Here is a 17,133-nt window from a genome sequence, read left to right on the forward strand (position 1 = left end):
GCTTTTCGAGAGTTCGTTGTTTTTCCAGGAGAGTGAACAAATCCGGGTTCTATCATCAGACCTATGCGCGCAACGTGACTGGATCTTGGTCTCGTGGGACAGCAGCATGCCAAGACGCTGCTGGACGAGCCGGGGAAAGCGAATAGAAAAAGCGGACGCGACTTAGAAAAGAGTCTTGACTTTCCCCTCTTGTCTGTGTGAATATGTTAATCTCCCTTGGCGATCCGGACCGTTCTCGGCCGGGGGCCGCAGTCGGTTGCAGGATCGTACAGGGGCTGACTCCGGGTGAGGTACCTGCCGGGGCTACTTGCTTCTTGTGGCTGCGCTTTCGAGTTGTTCTTGCTTTCTCCGAATTGATGCCCGGCCCCGTCACACGGGGTGTTCGCATGTGAGCATCTGTCCGACAAACATCGTGATTGCCAGGCATGTGGTCGGCGCAGGCCCGCGGGCGCATCCGTGATCTCCGGATCACGAGCACGTTGGCCGGAAATTTTGAACTTTAACCAAGGGCTCGGAGGGCTCGCGTCTGTCTCGATGGTTCACAAATCCATCTCGAGCAGAGGCCCGCGACTCCGCCGATCCGATCATGGAGAATCTTAAATGCGCATCGTTCCCTTACTTGGCTACTTATCCGCTTCGATCGCTTGTGGCCTGCTGGCGTGCAGCGTCGAGAACATCGTGGACGAGGACATCGAGGCTCTGGATGGCGCGCTGGACAGCGCGGACCGCTCGGTGTCGGCGAACGTCGCCATCTCCTCGGACTGGGGAAGCGGCTACTGCGCGAACGTGACGGTGAAGAACAACTCCCGCAGCCCGGCGACCACCGGCTGGAACGTCGTCGTCGCGCTCAACGGCTCCACGAGGAGCAACTCGTGGAACGTGAACGTCGCGGAGTCGGGCGGGCAGTTCACCGCCACGAACGTGAGCCATAACGGCGGGATCGCCAAGGGCTCCTCGACGCAGTGGGGGTTCTGCGCGAACGGCAGCGGGCGGCCCACGATCACCTCGGTCACCGGCACCGGCGGCACGGTCGACGGCTCGAGCTCAGCCTCGTCGTCGAGCAGCAGCTCCAGCTCGTCCAGCAGCAGCTCCAGCTCGTCCAGCAGCAGCTCCAGCTCGTCCAGCAGCAGCACGGGAGGAGGAGGTAGCGGGGCTGGCGGCGCCGGCGGGTCGGGCGGCAACGGCGGGTCGGGCGGCAACGGCGGCGGCAGCACGTGCACGTCACCCAACCAGCAGGTCTGCGCCAATCAGACGGGCACCCACTGCGGCTACACCTTCGAGTACTGGAAGGACACCGGGAGCGGATGCCAGACCAACACGGCGACCGGCTTCAACGTCGACTGGAACAACATCAACAACCTGCTGGGCCGTAAAGGCCTGAGGCCCGGGTCCAAGAACCAGATCGTGACCTACTCGGCCGACTACCGGCCGAACGGCAACTCGTACCTGGGCGTCTACGGGTGGACGAAGAGCCCGCTCGTGGAGTACTACATCGTCGACAGCTGGGGCACCTGGCGTCCGCCGGGCGGCCAAGGATTCATGGGCACCGTCACCAGCGACGGGGGCACCTATGACATCTATCGGACCCAGCGAGTCAACCAGCCGTCGATCGAAGGCAACACGACCTTCTATCAGTTCTGGAGCGTCCGGCAGCAGAAGCGCACGAGCGGAACCATCACCGTCGCCAACCACTTCAACGCGTGGGATCGCCTGGGGATGAAGATGGGGAACTTGTACGAGGTCTCCATGGTCGTGGAGGGCTACCAGAGCAGCGGGAGCGCCAGCGTGAACGTGTCGATGAAGTGAGCGCTCGGCCTTGAGCATCGCATGATGAACGCGCGCGGGATGACCATCCCGCGCGCCACGTGCCCAGACTTCTTCAGTCCCAGGCACAACTCCCCACCCATCTTGCAGACACGCGGCGCACGCTCGAGCAGCGGGCGGCCACCGGGCAGCTTCCGGAGCTGATCGAGCCGGCGCTCGGGCTTTGGTCCCGCTGCGCGACAAGAACACCGCGCTCTCGGCGAGGCTCGCGGGCGCGCCGCGCGCGCCGCGCGCGCTGTGCGGCCGCGAGAGCCGCAACGTGTCGCGTCACCCGAGGCAGGAGCGGAGGCATGCCCACCAGGTGCCCCAGACCATGGCTCTTGCCCCTCGGCATGAACGAGGTCGCCGATCGCCCTCGCTCGCAATGGCAATCATGCGTCGCCCGCGTGCATCCAAAGCGATCTCCCAGGCATGGCAGCCAGCACGTGGTCAATCAAGTCTCCGGAGTCGACACGTGGCCAGTGCTGCGTATCTCGATCTGACCAGGGTGCTTGTTCCGCTCTGACCTGGGCACCGATTCCCACCCTTTAGGCACCGATTCAAGAGCACCGGGGCACCGATTCCGACGGCCCTGGGTGGGCTTGACGGGACCGCCACGGGTCAGGTTCACGGGCTGGACGACCACGCCTCCGGCCCCGTGCGCGAGGCGCTGGCGGCGACCCACGCCGTCGCGCTCGCCCGCGCCGGCAAGACGCGCGAGGCGCTCGCGCTCCTCGACGCGCAGCGCCAAGCCGCCGCGGCCGGCGCGAGCCCGAAGGACGCCCCCCACCGGCGACCGCCACGCCCCTGTCACCCGAGGTGCGCGAGGCAATTCATCCTTGACATCGTCGAACCATTTTGCCTTCCCCGCCCTCTGGACGCATTGAAACCAGAAACTACCAGCGCCTCTGGATTCCGTGCAGCGGAGTTGAGCTGGTGCAGAGGGCGAGAAGGTGGACTTTGATCTGGGGATCAAAGTTCTCGAGCGCGGGAATTGGAGGCCATGGCAAAACTCGCGCGCGCACGAGCAGCGGATTGTACAGTATTGGCAGCGGGTCTCTCCCTCATTGGACTCGCATGCGGACCTGTAATGGAGGACGGGACGCCCGACGAGACGGGCGGGACCTCCGCGTCTAGCAGCGGCGCCTCCACCTCTGGCGGCACCAGCGGCACCAGCGGCGCCAGCGGCGCCAGCGGCACCACCGGGACCAGCAGCACCAGCGTCTCGACTGGGGCCGTCTCGCCGGCCGGCGGTACTGGTGGCGACGGCGGCAGCGATAGCACCGGCACGGGTGATCAGACGGGCAGCGGCGGCAGCGATGGCACCGGCGGCGGCAGCGGTGAGGTCTACAATCCTGACTTCAAAGAGTTTTACGGCGAGGACTGCGACACCGGCGAGCCCAAGGAGGCGACCAACGCCAAGCTGCCGGACCTGTTTGCGTCTTTCAGCGGCACACGCATGTCCAAGAAGTCGGAGTGGCGCTGCCGACGGGCTGAGCTGAAGAAGGCCGTCGAGACGTTCATTCACGGCGAGAAGCCGGGCAGACCCGAGAAGGTCACCGGGTCGGTGACCAGCAGCTCCATCAAGGTGCACGTGGAGCACGGCGGCAAGAGCATCGACTTCAGCGTCGCGGTGAGCATCCCGGCGGGCACGAGCGGCCCCGTTCCGGCCATCATCGGGCTGGGCGGGGGGAGCCTGGACCGATCCATCCTCACCTCGGAGGGGGTCGCCACGATCAACTACAACAACGGCACCATCTCGAGCGAGACGAGCAGAAGCGGCCTGTTCTCGAACATCTATGGCAACACCGGCGCCAGCGCTCAGGTCGGGTGGGCGTGGGGCGTGAGCCGCATCATCGACGTGCTGGTCGACGAGCGGGACGCGGGGCGGAACGATATCATCGATCCCACGGCCATCGGCGTCACCGGTTGCTCCAGGCTGGGCAAGGGCGCGTTCACCATCGGCGCGTTCGATGAGCGGATCGCGCTGGGGATCCCGCAGGAGTCCGGCACCGGCGGCGTCTCTGCTTTCCGGATCGTGAACACCAATCCGAAGGGCCCGAACGGCAAGTCGGCCCAGTCGCTGGACTCCGCCTGGAGCGAAGCGCAGGGGTGGTTCGGGACCGTGTTCGGCAACTACAGAAGCAAGGTGAATGTCATCCCGGCAGACACGCACTCGCTGGTCGCCATGTACGCACCACGCGGATTGCTCGTCCTGGACAACTCGCGCATCGGTGAGCTGGGCTCGATCGCCCAACATGCGGCCACCGCGGCCGGCGGAGAGGTGTACAAGGCGCTCGGCGTGGAGAAGAACGTCGCTTATCACGGCGGCAGGCCGTCCGACCCGCACAATCATTGCGCGTTCTATGCGGAGCAGGCGGAGCCGCTCCGAAGGGCCATCCGGGCCCACCTGACCCGGAAGGCGCCCGCGGACGGCAGAATGGAGCCGCAGCCGGTCGCCACCGCCGATCTGGGTGCATGGATCGACTGGACTACTCCCACGCTGCAGTGATCGCCGGCGTCCTCCGCGCTTCGCCCCGAACCTGACCCCGCCGGCGTGGGGGTCGTGCTCTCCATTCTCATCGAACCGCCCTCCACGCAGCGCTGCCTCGACACGCGCATCGGGCGCGCTCAGCTCCCCCACCGCGGAGCCGGCCCTTGGCCGCGCTGATCCCGCCGCTCCCCGCGGCGTCGCAGGTCCGCCATGACGTCGCCATGCACGCGCGGCGAGCGGGGCGTCGCCCGCGCACGCCCCGGCCCTTGCCTCCCCGGCTCAGGCCTGCCGCTCGCCGGCAGCGCTTTCCCGAAGGCCTCCGAGGCGACGTTCAGGTTCCTTCCGGCCATTCTCGCAGGTATGGTCACGCCGAACGTCCTGGCTGCCCTCGTCGCTGACCGTCCGGCACGACGACCGCCCCCTCCGGGTCAGCCAGGCCTCGGCAAAGCAAACCACCGCCCGCACCGAGACCTCGATCCCCGAAGGGGGAGACCTCATGCCGCCAACCCGACCCACCCTGGTTGACCCCACCCCGCGCCTCGGCCCCTCGGACTCGTCAGCCCTCCAGGCGAGCTTCGGGTCCGGCCAGATCATCCGCCACGGGAGCTTCTGATGAGAGAACACGCAGCAGTCCGGACGACCAAGCCTCTCGCGACGATCATGGCCACGGCGCTCGCCCTCGTCTGCTGGAGCGCGGCATGCAACGCGATCTCGGGGGTCGACAATCTCGACTTCTCGGGCACTGCCGGCGCGACGGGCGGCGGCGCTGGCGGCAGCGGCGGTGGTACGACCGGCGGTGGTACGGCCGGCGGTGACGTGGGCGGCGGCGACATGGGCGGCACCGGAGGCACGGGCGGCGCTGGCGGCACCGGCGGCGCTAGCGGCACAGGCGGCGCTGGCGGCACCGGCGGCGCTGGCGGCACAGGCGGCGCCGGCGGCACCGGCGGCACCGGCGGCACCGGCGACGACATCTCTTACGTAATCCCCTGCGGTAGCGGCAACGTGGCCGTCGGCGTCCACGGCCGGAGCGGCGGCTCGATCGATCAAATCGGCCTGATCTGCGCGCCGCTCGCCAGCGACGGAACCCTTGGCACTGCCTTCCAGACCGTGACCGCCGGCGGCAACGGCGGCGGTCCGGGCAGCGTGATCTGCCCTGCGAACCAGGTCCTGGTCGGGATCAACATCTGGGTCGACACCCAGGTTTACCGGGTCGAGCTGCTGTGTCAGACGATCGAAGCGTGGAAGATGAGCGATAGCGTCAATGTCGGCCCCGGCATCGGCAACATGCACAGCACAGGTTTCGGGGTCAAATGCCCGATGGGGAGCGCCGTCGTTCAGATCGTCGGCGACGCCGACGACTATGTGCACTCCGTGCATCCAGGTTGTCTCCCGCTGTGACAGACCGCTCTCATTCCGGGGCCGCGGCTCTCGTGAGAGCGCCTCACAGAATCGGAGCGAGCGACAGGAGACGCGGGCCGGCCAAGGCGGCGAGCGCGGAGGACGACCTCTCCGCAGCCACGTGGCCATGCGCTCTTCCCATCCCTGCTGGCACAGGTAGGCATACCCTGGCCCTCTCCTGGCCTGACAAAGCCGCAAATCCCGGCCTGTCATGCTGGCGCACAGCTTGCACTATTGCGCGAGACCGCCGTCGTATCGCCTTCTATGGGAGTCCTCATGGATACGAGTCTGATCTTTCGCCGTACCCTCGCCGCTCGCCTCGTGCACTTCCTTACGCTCGCGGCCGCACCATCGCTCGCTCACGTGGCCTGCGGCGGCGACGTGAGCATCCCCTCTCAGCAACCCAGCTCCGGCGGGGCTCAGGACGACACCCCTGGAGAGGGCGGCGCCGGTGGGCAGGGCGGCGCCGAGGAGCCGGGCGGGGATCCTCCGCCGGTGCCCGAGAGGGTCTGTATCCCGGCATCGGCCGACGGCAGCTGCCCCTCGAGCGAAGCCGCCACGCCGCAGCTCCCGAGCAACATCTGCGGGATGCCGCCGCAGATGGTGAGCGCGCCGGAGCTCGATCCGGCGACGGAGCAGTGCTGCTACATGATCGTGCCAGAGGGGTCGAGCAGCTGCGGCACGGGGCGGCCGTTCCTCGTCGGCGCGCGCGCGCTCCATGCCGCCGCGGTGCCCGGCGCCGCGTGGCGAGCCGCGGACGAGACGGCGCCCGATGTCCGCGGGCTCTCCGCCGAGGCGCGCGCGACGCTCGCCCGCGCCTGGACGAGCGACGCGCTGCTGGAGCACGCCTCGGTCGCCTCGTTCGGGCGGTTCGCGCTCGAGCTCCTCGCCGTGGGGGCCCCGCCCGAGCTCGTGGAGGCCGCTCACCGCGCCGCGATCGATGAGATCCGCCACGCGCGCCTCTGCTTTGCGCTGGCCGGCGCGTACGGCGGCGCGCCCGTCGGCGCCTCGGCGTTCCCCTTCGGAGGCGCGGTCGCGGTGAGCGCGGACCTCGCCGCCGTCGCCGCGAGCGCCGTACGCGAGGGCTGCGTCGCCGAGACGCTCGCCGCGGTGCTGGCGGCCGAGCAGCTCGGTCACGCCCAGGATCCCGCGGTCCGCGCCGCGCTCACCGCGATCGCCGCGGACGAGGCGCGCCACGCCGAGCTCGCGTGGCGCGCGGTCGCGTGGGCCGTCGCCACGGGCGGCGCCGAGGTGCGCGCCGCCGTCATCGACGCCTTCGCGGCGGGCGAGGAGGTGCTGGCCGGCTTCGTGAGCGGCGCCGCGGCGGGCTCCGAGCTCACGGCCCACGGGCGGCTCGGCGCTGCGGAGATCGCCGCCGCCCTCCGCCGCGCGCTCGACGAGGTCGTGCGCCCCGCCGCCGCGGCCCTGCTCGGCGCATCCGCCTCGCCGGGGAGCGCCGCCGCAAGCTCGCCCTCCGCCTCATTGGCTGTCTAGCCCGCCCAGGCGCCGCGCCGTCCGCGCCCGCCGCTCGGCTGAGAAGTTTACGGTCCATCTGGACCCGGAAGAACGCCTCCCGAGGTGCGGCGAATTCTGCTAGAGCTGTGAGCCGCGTCGAACGCTGGTCGCGCCTCGGCGCAGCGGCAGTTTCTTAAGGATCACCGGCAGACGTGCCGCGCTGCGGCAGCGCGCAGCTCCGGCGAACGGGCCTATCACCCTTCGGGCATCAACATGACTTTCCATCGCGAAATCGCACGCTTCACTTGGGTTGGGATCTCCTGTCTGGCCCTGTCCGCTGCGGCGGCGGGCTGCTCGGACGGCGCACTCGACGCCACGGAAACGGGGGGCGCAGGCGGCAGCGGCGCGGGGACCGGCGGCGCCTCGAGCGTGAGCTCGGGCGCGGGCAACCCCGCCAGCAGCAGCAACGGCAGCAGCACCAGCAACGGCAGCAGCACCAGCAACGGCAGCAGCACCAGCACCAGCAACGGCAGCAGCAGCAGCAGCAGCGGCGGCGGTGGCGACACCAGCAGCAGCACCAGCAACAGCACCACGAGCACTGGGACGCCCGAGACGAGCGCCACGTCGAGCACCGGCAGCGGGACGCCGACCGGCGGGTGCCCGGCGAACGCGACGTTCTGCTCCGACTTCGAGGGCGACGGGCTGCCCGAGGGCGCGACCTACCGCCCCTCGTACCAGGCGCAAGATGCGTTGAAGAACATGGCGATCGACACATCGGTCTTCCACGCCGGCTCGCGCGCGCTGCGCGTGAACCCGGGGGGCAGCGGCTACGACTGGAGGATGCTCTCCGTCCCGGCGCCCGGGTCGAAGTTCTGGGTCCGGCTCTACGTGCGCAGCAGCGTCGATATCGGCCAGGCCGAGCACAACGCCTATTTCCAGGCCATGACGGGCAGCGGCGAGCCGAACGAGGGCCACAACGTGGAGGTCGCCGAGCAGTACTGCCAGATCGTGTTGAACCTGCACGACGCGGTCGTCCTGTCCACGGGCGGCGCCACCCAGTGCGGGAGCGGCGGTGTGAAGCTCCCCAAGGATCAGTGGCACTGCATGGAGGCCTACTTCGACGGCACCAAGGGCGACGTCCAGGTCTACGCCGGCGGCACCAAGATCATCGACAAGACCGGCTGGGACAAGCTCGACTACAAGTCGTTCAGCTTCGGCTACCTCGGCTTCCACGGCCCGGCGCGGACGATGTGGTATGACGATGTGGCGGTCGCGCCGGAGCGGATCGGCTGCGCCCCCTGACACGACCGGAGGCCGGCGCGCGGGTTGTGCCAGCGCGATGACCTGACCGCCATCGCGCGCGCCGCGCGCCCTCCTTCCTGCTTCTCCCCTGAACGCGCACCGCACCCCGCTCCGGGCGCGGCCCGCCGGCGAAGCGGCCCCGGGCACGCTTGCTCCCTGGCTCCGCCGGCGCCATAGCCGAGGTGGCGAGCGCTCCGCGGACGCGCGCGAGCCGCGGTGACGATGCAATGACGACACGATCGTGATCCCGGCACGAAGGTAGATGCGATGCCGTACCTGGTTTTCCGGAATTTCCCCGACAATACGCCCATCCCCGATGACTGCTATAGCTGCGACGGCGCGCCGGACTGGGCAGCGTTGCTGGAGTGGATATGCCCCGATCTCTCGCGCGACGAGGCGGAGCGGCTCGCCGTCATCGGCGAAGCGAGCGGGACCCGGCCCGACGTCGCGGGCCTGAAGCGGCTCATCGAGGAGCACCTGAAGCCGTAGGCGCGCGATGATGGGTGCACGGACGATCATCGATCCTCGGCGCCACACGTGGTGCGACACCCCGGTGGACGACATCGGCCTGCTCGTCGACGCCGACGAGTATTACCCCGAGTTCTACCGGGTCGCGTCCAGGGCGCGGCGGTATCTGCTCCTCGCCGGCTGGCAGTTCGACAGCGACGTCGCCCTGCTCCGGGGCGGCAGGGAGGAGCAGGTGTCGAGCCCGATCACGCTGCTCAAGTTCCTGAACCACCTCTGCGAGAGGAGCCCCGATCTCCAGATCTTCATCCTCGCATGGGACTTCCACCTCGTGTTCGCGCTCGAGCGCGAGTGGCTCCAGCAGCTCGTCTTCGAGTGGACGAACCATCGCCTGCGCTTCCTCTTCGACGCCACCCACGTCGAGCGCGCCTCGCACCACCAGAAGTTCGTGGTGGTGGACGGCGAGCTCTCGTTCCTCGGCGGCCTCGACCTCTGCGACCACCGCTGGGACGACCGCAGCCACGCGAACAAGAACCCGCTCCGCGTCAGCCGAGGAGAGCCGCACAAGCCGTTTCACGACGTGCAGGCCTACCTGCGCGGCCGCGCGGTCGCGCAGGCGCTGACCGAGATCTTCACGGATCGCTGGCGGCGCGCGGGCGGCGTGGACATCACGCTGCCGGACCTCGACGGGGCCGAGCCGACGTTCCCCGACTACCGGCCCGAGGGCGGCACCCCGCTCGCGGCGGCGCGCGTCACGCTGAGCCGCACCGATCCGCACGGCGCGCCCACCGGCGCCCCGCACCGCACGGAGATACGCGACCTCTACCTCGACGCCATCGACGCCGCGGAGCGCTTCATCTACATCGAGACCCAGTACTTCAGCTCTCACGTCATCGCCGAGGGGCTCGCGCGGCGGATGCGCGCCGAGGGCCGGCCGCTCCTCGACGTGGTGCTCCTTCTCAACATGGAGGCCGAGACGATGAAGGAGCAGATCGCCGTCGGCCTCTCCCAAGCCAAGGTGCTCGGCGGGCTGCGCGACGTGGCGGCCGAGACCGGCCATCGCCTCGGCGTCTACTACACCCTGCCGGCGTGCGGCGAGGACGAGACCGCCGAGCGCGCCACGTACATCCACTCGAAGGTGATGATCGTCGACGACCGCTTCCTCACCGTGGGCTCCGCCAACCTGACGAACCGCAGCCTCTCGATCGACACGGAGATCAACGCCTCGGTCGAGACCGACGACCCCGACGACGCGCTGGGCCGCTCGATCCGCGCGGCGCGCGCGTCGCTCATCGGCGAGCACCTGGGGGACGCCGACTTCGATCGGGTGGACGACCTCGTCGCCTGCCTCGACCGGCTGGCGAGCCCGGCGACCGGGCCGCGCACGCCTGGGAGCTCGTGCCGGTTGAGGCTCCACCCCTCGCCCACGGCGGACGAGCGCGCCCTGCTCGAGGTGATCGACCCGCAGCAGCTGCCGTTCGACCCCGCCGCGGTCGAGGACATCGACCAGCGCCAGGGCTCCCTCTTCGTGGGCGGGCTCGGCGCGCTCTGGCGGCACCTGTTCACCAGCCGGGACCCCGCGAAATAGCCGCGCGCGAGGCGCCCCGGGCGAGCGCCTGGGACGCGCGGGCGCGGGCGCGGCTACCGGCGGCCTTCCTGGACCCCGAGGCAGGGCGCGCCCCTTCCGGCCGCCAGGGGCACATGGTAGGCTGTGCCGCGGAATTGCGAACGGTTTCTTCAGGTTGTCTCTCAAAGTTGAAGCGTTGACGCGACGAGGAGTATGCAAGAGGCAGAGATCAAGATCGGGGGCATTTCGGTCCGCGACCTCGCGGAGCAATACGGAACACCGCTCTATGCCTACGATGCCGAGCGCATCCGGGAGAACTTCCGTCGACTCACGCGGGCGCTGCGCGGCAATTACCCGGAGGTGTCCGTCTTTTATGCCATCAAGGCGTGCAACAACCTGGAGATAGCGAAGCTCCTGGTCGACGAGGGCTCGGGCGTGGACGCCGCGAGCCCGAACGAGATCCGCCTGGCGCAGGCGCTCGGGCTCTCGGGCGAGCGGATCATCTACACGGGCAACAGCCTCTCGGACGAGGACCTGGCCGCGGGGCTGCGCGCCGGGGTGAACTTCAACGTGGATGACCACGGCATCCTGAAGCGCCTGTTCTCGATCGGGAAGCCGCGCTGTATGTCGTTCCGGATCAACCCGAGCGGCGAGGACATCGCGACCCCCGATCTCAAGCCGTTCGCGGGCCCGTCCGCGAAGTTCGGGATCCACCCGCGCTACGTGGAGGAGGCCTATCGCACCGCGCTCGAGAACGGGGTCGAGCGGCTCGGGGTGCACATGATGCCTCACTCGCAGGCGCACAAGCCGGAGAACTTCGCGCACGTCACGGGCAAGCTGCTCGACCTGATCGGCCCGGTGGCCCGGAAGCTCGGCTTCGACCTCGCGTTCGTGGACATCGGCGGCGGGCTCGGCATCCCCTACCGGCGGGAGCAGCCGCCGCTCGACGTGGAGGCCGTCGCCCGCGGGATCGCCGCGATGGTCCGGAAGAAGTGCGCGGAGCACGGCCTGAAGGAGCCGCGCCTCGTCATGGAGCCGGGGCGCTACTTCGTCGGGGACGCGGGCTACGTGCTCGGGCGGGTGATCTCGATCAAGCAGGGATACAAGACGATCATCGGCACGGACATCTCGATGAACACGATGGCGCGCCCGGTGATGTACGGCGCGTACCACGAGGTGCGGATCAACGGCCGCCGCGGCCAGACGGCGCCGATGGCGATGACGGGCCAGGTCTGTGAGAACACGGATATGTGGATCGCGGAGCGCGAGTTCCCCGCGGACGTCGCCGAGGGGGACGTTGTCGTCCTGATGGACGCGGGCGCGTATGGCCACGTGATGAGCTACGACTACAACGGCCGGCTGCGGCCGGCCGAGGTGCTCGTCGACGGCGGGAAGAGCCGGCTGATCCGGCGGCGCGACACGTTCGAGGACATGGTCTCGCGGATGTGCCTGTCCGACGACATCAAGGAGCGCCTGCGCGCGGCGGCGGGAGAGCAGCCGAGCTCGCCCGGCTGCGGCTGAGCTAATTCGAACCTCGCCGGCGCTCGGATCGGCGACCAGGCCCTCGTTCCAGACCGGGTCGCCTTGGCCGTGGCGGCTCATATCACGCTCGATCAACGTGGCAACGTGATCGGCGTTCTCGTTGTCAGGCTACCGGATCGCGCGCGATCGGGAGCCGCACGCGCGCGCGTGTCCCCTCGTTCGGCGCGCTGACGAGCTCGATCTTGCCCCCGTGGGCGTCGACGATCCGCTTCGCCAGCGGGAGGCCCAGACCGAGGCCGCCGGTCGCGCGGGTGCGGCTCTTGTCGACGCGATAAAACGGGCGAAATATGCGCGGCAGGTCGTCGGCGGCGATCCCGATGCCCTTGTCGATCACGTCGATCGTGATCTCCTCATCCCCCCGCGCGATGAGCTCGATCGGCGCCGTGGCTTGCTCCGTGTATTTGTGGGCGTTTTCGAGCAGGTTGTCGAAGACACGCCGCAGGAGCACGGGGTCCGCGTCCACGGGGGGCAAGACCGCCGGCACGTCGACCCGCAGCGTCCTCCTGGGATGCGCTGCGCGAAAGCGCGACGCAGCGTGCGTGAGCAGATCATGAACATCCACGCGATCGCGCCGGAGCGGGGGAATGCAGGCCGGCGACGCTGCGTCCTCGAAATCGAGCCGCGCGGCCGTGAGGACGTCAGAGATGAGCCGCTCGAGCTCGTCGAGATCCCCGCCAATCTCACCGAACATCTCCCGCGCGACGGCGACGTCCCCTTCCGCCTCGGAGACCAGCGCGAGGGCCATGCGAATCCGCGAGAGGGGCGTGCGCAGCTCGTGCGAGACGTTGGCGAGGAGCTCCCTCTCGGCCCGCAAGAGCCCGGTCACGCGCTCGGCCATCTCATCGAAGGCGCGGGACACATCGCCGAGCTCGTCGCGGTTCGGCAGGGCCGCCCGCGCCTTCAGATCTCCGCTGCCGAAGGCATGCGCCGCGGTCGAGAGCCGGCGCAGCGGCCGCGTGAGCGTGCGCGCCAGAAGCCACGACGCGATGCCCACGACCACGAGGACCATCGCGACCACGCGTACCCCATCGATAGGCGGCGGCGGCGGCGGCATCCGGGGGGTGATTTGCTCGACGCGCCCGTCACGTCCGTCGGGGAAACGCAGCGGCTTCACATAACAAGGTGGACTTCCATGATTCGGGGGGTTGTCCGGGGTGATCGGCGAGCAGACGGGGACCCCGGAGGGCGCGTTGGTCGCGACGACGGCGCCGTCCGGATCGAGGACCGTGACCGTGGCGTGTAGCTCGCTCTGCGCGCTCTCAAGGACATCCTGGAGCGCGCGCGGCTCGCCGAGCGAACGCGCGACCAGGTGGGTGACGAAGCGAATCTGATCCTCGCGTGGACCTCCGGGCTTGGGCCGGTTGATCACGAGGATGGCGATGAAGCCGGCCGCGACGACGGCGAACTGCGCGAGCCCCACGAGATAAATGCGGAGGGCCAGCCGCGCGCGCAAGAGATCACGGAGGCCCATGGCTCACATCCGGTCGATCGCGAACACATAGCCAATACCACGAACGGTCTTGATGATCCGCGGGCTCTTCGGGTCATCGCCCAGCTTCTTCCGGAGGTGCGAGACGTGCACGTCGATCGAACGATCGAAGGCCTCGTCCGCGCTGCCCCGCACGAGATCCACGAGCTGCTCGCGCGTGAGGACGCGCCCCGCACGCCCGGCGAGGACGTAAAGCAGATCGAACTCGTAGGTCGTGAGCGAGAGATCCTCGCCGCGCAAGGTCGCCCTCCGCGCGGAGGGATCGATCGTGAGTGAGCCGGCGACGAGCTGGCGCTCCGCCGTGGGGCCCGCGAGACCACGGGCGCGCCGCGCCTGCGCCCGGATGCGCGCCAATAACTCTCGCGCGGAAAACGGCTTCGGGATGTAGTCGTCCGCCCCTCCTTCGAGGCCCATCACGCGATCCGCCTCTTCCCCGCGCGCCGTGACCATGATGATCGGCGTATGCACGCGGGCCCGGAGCTTCTGGCAAACCTCGAAGCCATCGATCTCGGGCAACATGAGGTCCAGAAGAACGACGTCGGGGCGCTCGCGCAGGACGGAGGCGATGCCCTCCCGGGGATCGGTCACGAGCGTGACGCGTACGTTGTGCGACTCCAGGTACCTCGCCGTGAGACGCGCGAGCTTCTCGTCATCCTCGATGTAGACGATCGAGGTCACGCTTCTCTCCGCTGCCGTCATCGACGGCAGTCTACCATCCGAGCGCCGGGCCGGTGGATCGCTAACCGTTGCTTAACAAACAGCAGGCGAGCGGGCGAGCTGCTCGGCCTGCAGCCTACGACGCGCCGACGCTCAACCGCCGAGGACCGACGAGAGCCCACGATAACAGGCAAAGGCCACGACGGCGCTCACCGGGATGGTGAGCACCCACGCCCAGAGGATGCGCGTGGTCACGCCCCAGCGCACCGCGCTCACCCGCTGGCTCGCGCCCGCGCCCAGGATGCAGCCGGTGATCACGTGTGTTGTCGACACCGGCATCCCCAGGAACGACGAGGTCAAGATGGTCGCCGCCGCGCTGGTCTCGGCCGCGAAGCCATGAATTGGCTTGAGGTCGATGATCTTGGTGCCCATGGTCTTGATGATCCGCACCCCGCCCGCCGCCGTACCGAGGGCCATCGCCGCCGCGCAGGCGAGGACCACCCAGAGCGGCACCCGGAAGTCGCCGTGGCCCGCGGGGATCGCGCCGTACGCGACCAGCGCCATGGTGATGATGCCCATGGTCTTCTGGGCGTCGTTGCTCCCGTGCGAGAGCGCCATGAAGCCCGCGGAGAGCATCTGCAGGATCCGGAAGCGCCGATTGACCACCGCCGGCCGGGTGCGCCGGACGATCCAGAAGATAAGGATCATCCCGAGGAAGGAGATCACGAAGCCCACGAGGGGGCTGATGATCAGGCTCTTGACCACCTTCAAGAGCCCCGCCCCCTGCACGGCCGCGGTGCCCGCCCGCCCGGCGCCCGCGCCCACGAGCCCGCCCACGAGGGCGTGGGACGACGACGACGGGATACCGAAATACCAGGTGAAGAGGTTCCAGAAGATCGCGCCCACGAGGGCGCTGAGTACCACCACCTGGCTCACCGCCGAAGGGACGATGAGCCCTTTCCCGATGGTGCTCGCCACCGCCGTGCCGGTGAGCGCGCCCCCGAAATTGAACAACGCCGCGAGCAGCACCGCGGTGCGGATGGGGAGGACACCGGTGCTCACCACCGTGGCGATGGCGTTGGCCGTGTCGTGGAAGCCGTTGATGTAATCGAAGACGAGGGCGACCACGATCACGAGGGTCAGCGTGACGAGGAGAGTGTTCATGCCGCGCCCCTCAGGCGTTCTTGATCACCAGCGCCTGCAGCGCGTTGGCGACGTCATCGCAGGCGTCGAGCGTGTTCTCGAGCCCCTCGAGGAACTCCTTGTGCTTGATGAGGTGGATGGCGTCCTTCTCGGTGTTGAAGAGCTCGACGATCGCCGAGCGGAAGATCTGATCGCCGTCGTGCTCGAGCAGGGCGATGGCATCACAATGCCGGTTGATCTCCGCCACCCGCTTCATCCCCCGGAGCAGCTTGACCGCGCTGTGGATCTCCTCGCAACCCACCAGGATCCTGGCGGCGAGCTCCTGGCTCACCGGCGGGAGATCCTCCATGGCGTGGACCACGACCCGCATCATGGTGGAGTGGATGCGATCGGAGACGTTCTCGAGGTCGGTCGCCAGGGCGTAGATGTCGGAGCGATCGAGCGGCGTGACGAACGTCTTGTTGAGAGCGTCGTAGACGTCGCGGATCACCGCGTCGGCGGCGTGCTCGACGTCGGTGATCCGTGAGACCAGGGCCTGCCTCTCACTGGCATTCTTGGCCCTGCAACACTCGGACAGCAGGTTGGCGCTCTGCAGCGCGCAGTCGGCGCCCCGCTCGAGCAGGTCGAAGAAGTGCTCTTCACGCGGCAAAAGCGATTGGATGACCCGATCGAGCCACATTGTACATCTCCTTGGCGAGGGGCGCCCTCCCAGCATCGAGGGGGTGACTACCGGATCGGCGGGGCGAGCGGGGCGTCACCGTTTGAGCTCGCCTTCGATATCGTCGAGCGCCTTCTTGTAATTATCCGTGGTGATTTCGGTGGCCGCGCTTTCTTCGTAATCGGCCGGGACCGCGATCTCTGTGTCCGCCACGGGGCGCGCCTGCGTGGGGCCGCTGGTGGGCGCGCCCTCGGACGCTGCCGAGCCGTCCTTGCATCCGGCCAGGAGGAGGCAGAGCAGGAGGGCGCTGTTCCAGGACAACTGCTTCATGGGTCGCCTACTTTCGTGTATTCAGGTACGTGGAATAGCGAGCGTTCTCCTGTTCCAGGAGCTTCTTCGCGCGCGCCACCGTCGCCGTGTCGCCGGACTGCTCGGCGAGCCTCTGGATTCGCTCGATCCGGGCGATACGCTCGGCGTGGCGCTTGATCTCCTGCCGGAGGGCGTCGTCCATCGGCCGGGTCTTCAGCGCCTTGTCCACCGCAGGGCGCTCCTTTTCGACCTGGGCCCTGCGTCGAGCAGCTCGTTCATCGTCATCGTCATCGTCATCGGCCCGGCGCGGCGCCGGCGGCGTGCCGTGCTTTTGCTCGTCGACCTTCCCATTGCCGAGCGGCTCGCCGCGCTTGCCGGGCGGCTCGCCTGGCTTGTGTGCGTACCCATCCCCGCCCTGCGCCGGCTCGACCGGCTTTCCAGCCGGCTCGCGCGGCCTACCGCCCCGATCACCACGAGGCGCGGCGTCGAGACCGGCCCCTGGCTTCTGTTGGTGCTCTCGGGATGGCGCCGCCGGCTGCGCCAAGGCGAGCCCTGGCCCGAACGCCATCGCCGCAGTCAACGTCCATACCAATCGTATCTTACGCACCGCAGACCCTCCGTCGTTGATCCGTCAGATAGAATGCAATGCCACCTCGCAGGGAGAGCCTTGCTCGTGGAGGCCTCCCCCGGACAGATGACGAACCCCCTCACCTTGCTGCGGTGCCGTGAGCTCCCGATGAAGCCAGTGTTTGCGATTGTTAACGGTCCTGTGCCGGACGCGCGCGAATTCCGGCTGCGCGGAGCTTCACGGCGCGACCGCTCCTGAGGCGCGCGCCGCCCGCACGACCTTC

General features: G+C 68.7%; 15 protein-coding genes. 8 read left to right on the forward strand and 7 right to left on the reverse strand.

What is annotated here, in order from left to right; translation table 11 throughout:
• Positions 1 to 600 precede the first annotated feature (600 nt).
• The 4 genes from WME79_RS31285 to WME79_RS31300 all read left to right on the forward strand — a co-directional run bounded on the left by WME79_RS31285 (position 601) and on the right by WME79_RS31300 (position 7,189).
• Positions 601 to 1,806, forward strand: a complete 1,206-nt coding sequence (locus WME79_RS31285) for a glycoside hydrolase family 11 protein (RefSeq protein WP_437522280.1) — start codon at positions 601 to 603, stop codon at positions 1,804 to 1,806.
• 1,087 nt (positions 1,807 to 2,893) lie between these two features.
• Positions 2,894 to 4,315, forward strand: coding sequence for a glucuronyl esterase domain-containing protein (locus tag WME79_RS31290; RefSeq protein WP_437522282.1), 1,422 nt, complete (start codon positions 2,894 to 2,896; stop codon positions 4,313 to 4,315).
• Between the two features lie 594 nt (positions 4,316 to 4,909).
• Complete coding sequence (locus tag WME79_RS31295; protein WP_437522284.1) at positions 4,910 to 5,695, forward strand: hypothetical protein; 786 nt, start codon at positions 4,910 to 4,912, stop codon at positions 5,693 to 5,695.
• Positions 5,696 to 5,971: 276 nt separating this feature from the next.
• The gene (locus tag WME79_RS31300; protein WP_437522286.1) at positions 5,972 to 7,189 is read left to right on the forward strand and encodes a ferritin-like domain-containing protein; all 1,218 of its coding nucleotides are present in this window, start codon (positions 5,972 to 5,974) and stop codon (positions 7,187 to 7,189) included.
• 215 nt (positions 7,190 to 7,404) lie between these two features.
• On the opposite strand, the gene WME79_RS31305 is transcribed toward WME79_RS31300, so the two are convergent.
• Positions 7,405 to 7,782: a hypothetical protein gene (locus tag WME79_RS31305; protein WP_437522288.1), complete on the reverse strand. Its 378-nt coding sequence runs from the start codon at positions 7,780 to 7,782 to the stop codon at positions 7,405 to 7,407.
• A 127-nt stretch (positions 7,783 to 7,909) separates the two neighbouring features.
• Here WME79_RS31305 and WME79_RS31310 point away from each other — a divergent pair, with 127 nt between their 5' ends.
• From WME79_RS31310 to lysA, 4 genes are all read left to right on the forward strand, one after another.
• Positions 7,910 to 8,452 (forward strand): hypothetical protein, encoded by a 543-nt coding sequence (locus WME79_RS31310; RefSeq protein ID WP_437522290.1) that lies wholly within the window; start codon positions 7,910 to 7,912, stop codon positions 8,450 to 8,452.
• A gap of 267 nt (positions 8,453 to 8,719) precedes the next feature.
• Complete coding sequence (locus WME79_RS31315; protein WP_437522292.1) at positions 8,720 to 8,941, forward strand: hypothetical protein; 222 nt, start codon at positions 8,720 to 8,722, stop codon at positions 8,939 to 8,941.
• Between the two features lie 7 nt (positions 8,942 to 8,948).
• Complete coding sequence (locus tag WME79_RS31320) at positions 8,949 to 10,505, forward strand: phospholipase D-like domain-containing protein (protein WP_437522294.1); 1,557 nt, start codon at positions 8,949 to 8,951, stop codon at positions 10,503 to 10,505.
• A 192-nt stretch (positions 10,506 to 10,697) separates the two neighbouring features.
• Entirely contained in the window at positions 10,698 to 12,005 is a 1,308-nt protein-coding gene (gene lysA / locus WME79_RS31325) for a diaminopimelate decarboxylase (RefSeq protein WP_437522296.1), read from the forward strand.
• A gap of 124 nt (positions 12,006 to 12,129) precedes the next feature.
• On the opposite strand, the gene WME79_RS31330 is transcribed toward lysA, so the two are convergent.
• The 6 genes from WME79_RS31330 to WME79_RS31355 form a co-directional block, all read right to left on the reverse strand.
• Positions 12,130 to 13,497, reverse strand: coding sequence for a sensor histidine kinase (locus WME79_RS31330; RefSeq protein WP_437522298.1), 1,368 nt, complete (start codon positions 13,495 to 13,497; stop codon positions 12,130 to 12,132).
• Positions 13,498 to 13,500: 3 nt separating this feature from the next.
• Entirely contained in the window at positions 13,501 to 14,214 is a 714-nt protein-coding gene (locus WME79_RS31335) for a response regulator transcription factor (RefSeq protein WP_437522300.1), read from the reverse strand.
• A gap of 111 nt (positions 14,215 to 14,325) precedes the next feature.
• A complete protein-coding gene (locus WME79_RS31340; RefSeq protein ID WP_437522301.1) occupies positions 14,326 to 15,336 on the reverse strand; it encodes an anion permease in 1,011 nt (336 codons plus the stop codon).
• Positions 15,337 to 15,346: 10 nt separating this feature from the next.
• On the reverse strand, positions 15,347 to 15,994 hold the full coding sequence (locus WME79_RS31345; protein ID WP_437522303.1) for a DUF47 domain-containing protein: 648 nt from the start codon (positions 15,992 to 15,994) through the stop codon (positions 15,347 to 15,349).
• 75 nt (positions 15,995 to 16,069) lie between these two features.
• Positions 16,070 to 16,303 (reverse strand): hypothetical protein, encoded by a 234-nt coding sequence (locus WME79_RS31350; protein ID WP_437522305.1) that lies wholly within the window; start codon positions 16,301 to 16,303, stop codon positions 16,070 to 16,072.
• 7 nt (positions 16,304 to 16,310) lie between these two features.
• Positions 16,311 to 16,511 carry a hypothetical protein gene (locus tag WME79_RS31355; protein ID WP_437522307.1) on the reverse strand — a complete coding sequence of 67 codons (201 nt, stop codon included), beginning with the start codon at positions 16,509 to 16,511 and terminating at the stop codon, positions 16,311 to 16,313.
• Positions 16,512 to 17,133 lie beyond the last annotated feature (622 nt).

This window comes from Sorangium sp. So ce726 (assembly GCF_051521405.1).
Lineage (GTDB): Bacteria > Myxococcota_A > Polyangia > Polyangiales > Polyangiaceae > Sorangium.

Excerpts from the sequence above, each read along its gene's own strand:
- WME79_RS31285 (WP_437522280.1), top strand. The coding sequence starts at position 601 with ATGCGCATCGTTCCCTTACTTGGCTACTTATCCGCTTCGATCGCTTGT.
- WME79_RS31290 (WP_437522282.1), top strand. The coding sequence starts at position 2,894 with ATGGAGGACGGGACGCCCGACGAGACGGGCGGGACCTCCGCGTCTAGC.
- WME79_RS31295 (WP_437522284.1), top strand. The coding sequence starts at position 4,910 with ATGAGAGAACACGCAGCAGTCCGGACGACCAAGCCTCTCGCGACGATC.
- WME79_RS31300 (WP_437522286.1), top strand. The coding sequence starts at position 5,972 with ATGGATACGAGTCTGATCTTTCGCCGTACCCTCGCCGCTCGCCTCGTG.
- WME79_RS31310 (WP_437522290.1), top strand. The coding sequence starts at position 7,910 with ATGGCGATCGACACATCGGTCTTCCACGCCGGCTCGCGCGCGCTGCGC.
- WME79_RS31315 (WP_437522292.1), top strand. The coding sequence starts at position 8,720 with ATGCCGTACCTGGTTTTCCGGAATTTCCCCGACAATACGCCCATCCCC.
- WME79_RS31320 (WP_437522294.1), top strand. The coding sequence starts at position 8,949 with ATGATGGGTGCACGGACGATCATCGATCCTCGGCGCCACACGTGGTGC.
- lysA (WP_437522296.1), top strand. The coding sequence starts at position 10,698 with ATGCAAGAGGCAGAGATCAAGATCGGGGGCATTTCGGTCCGCGACCTC.
- WME79_RS31330 (WP_437522298.1), bottom strand. The coding sequence starts at position 13,497 with ATGGGCCTCCGTGATCTCTTGCGCGCGCGGCTGGCCCTCCGCATTTAT.
- WME79_RS31335 (WP_437522300.1), bottom strand. The coding sequence starts at position 14,214 with ATGACGGCAGCGGAGAGAAGCGTGACCTCGATCGTCTACATCGAGGAT.
- WME79_RS31340 (WP_437522301.1), bottom strand. The coding sequence starts at position 15,336 with ATGAACACTCTCCTCGTCACGCTGACCCTCGTGATCGTGGTCGCCCTC.
- WME79_RS31345 (WP_437522303.1), bottom strand. The coding sequence starts at position 15,994 with ATGTGGCTCGATCGGGTCATCCAATCGCTTTTGCCGCGTGAAGAGCAC.
- WME79_RS31350 (WP_437522305.1), bottom strand. The coding sequence starts at position 16,303 with ATGAAGCAGTTGTCCTGGAACAGCGCCCTCCTGCTCTGCCTCCTCCTG.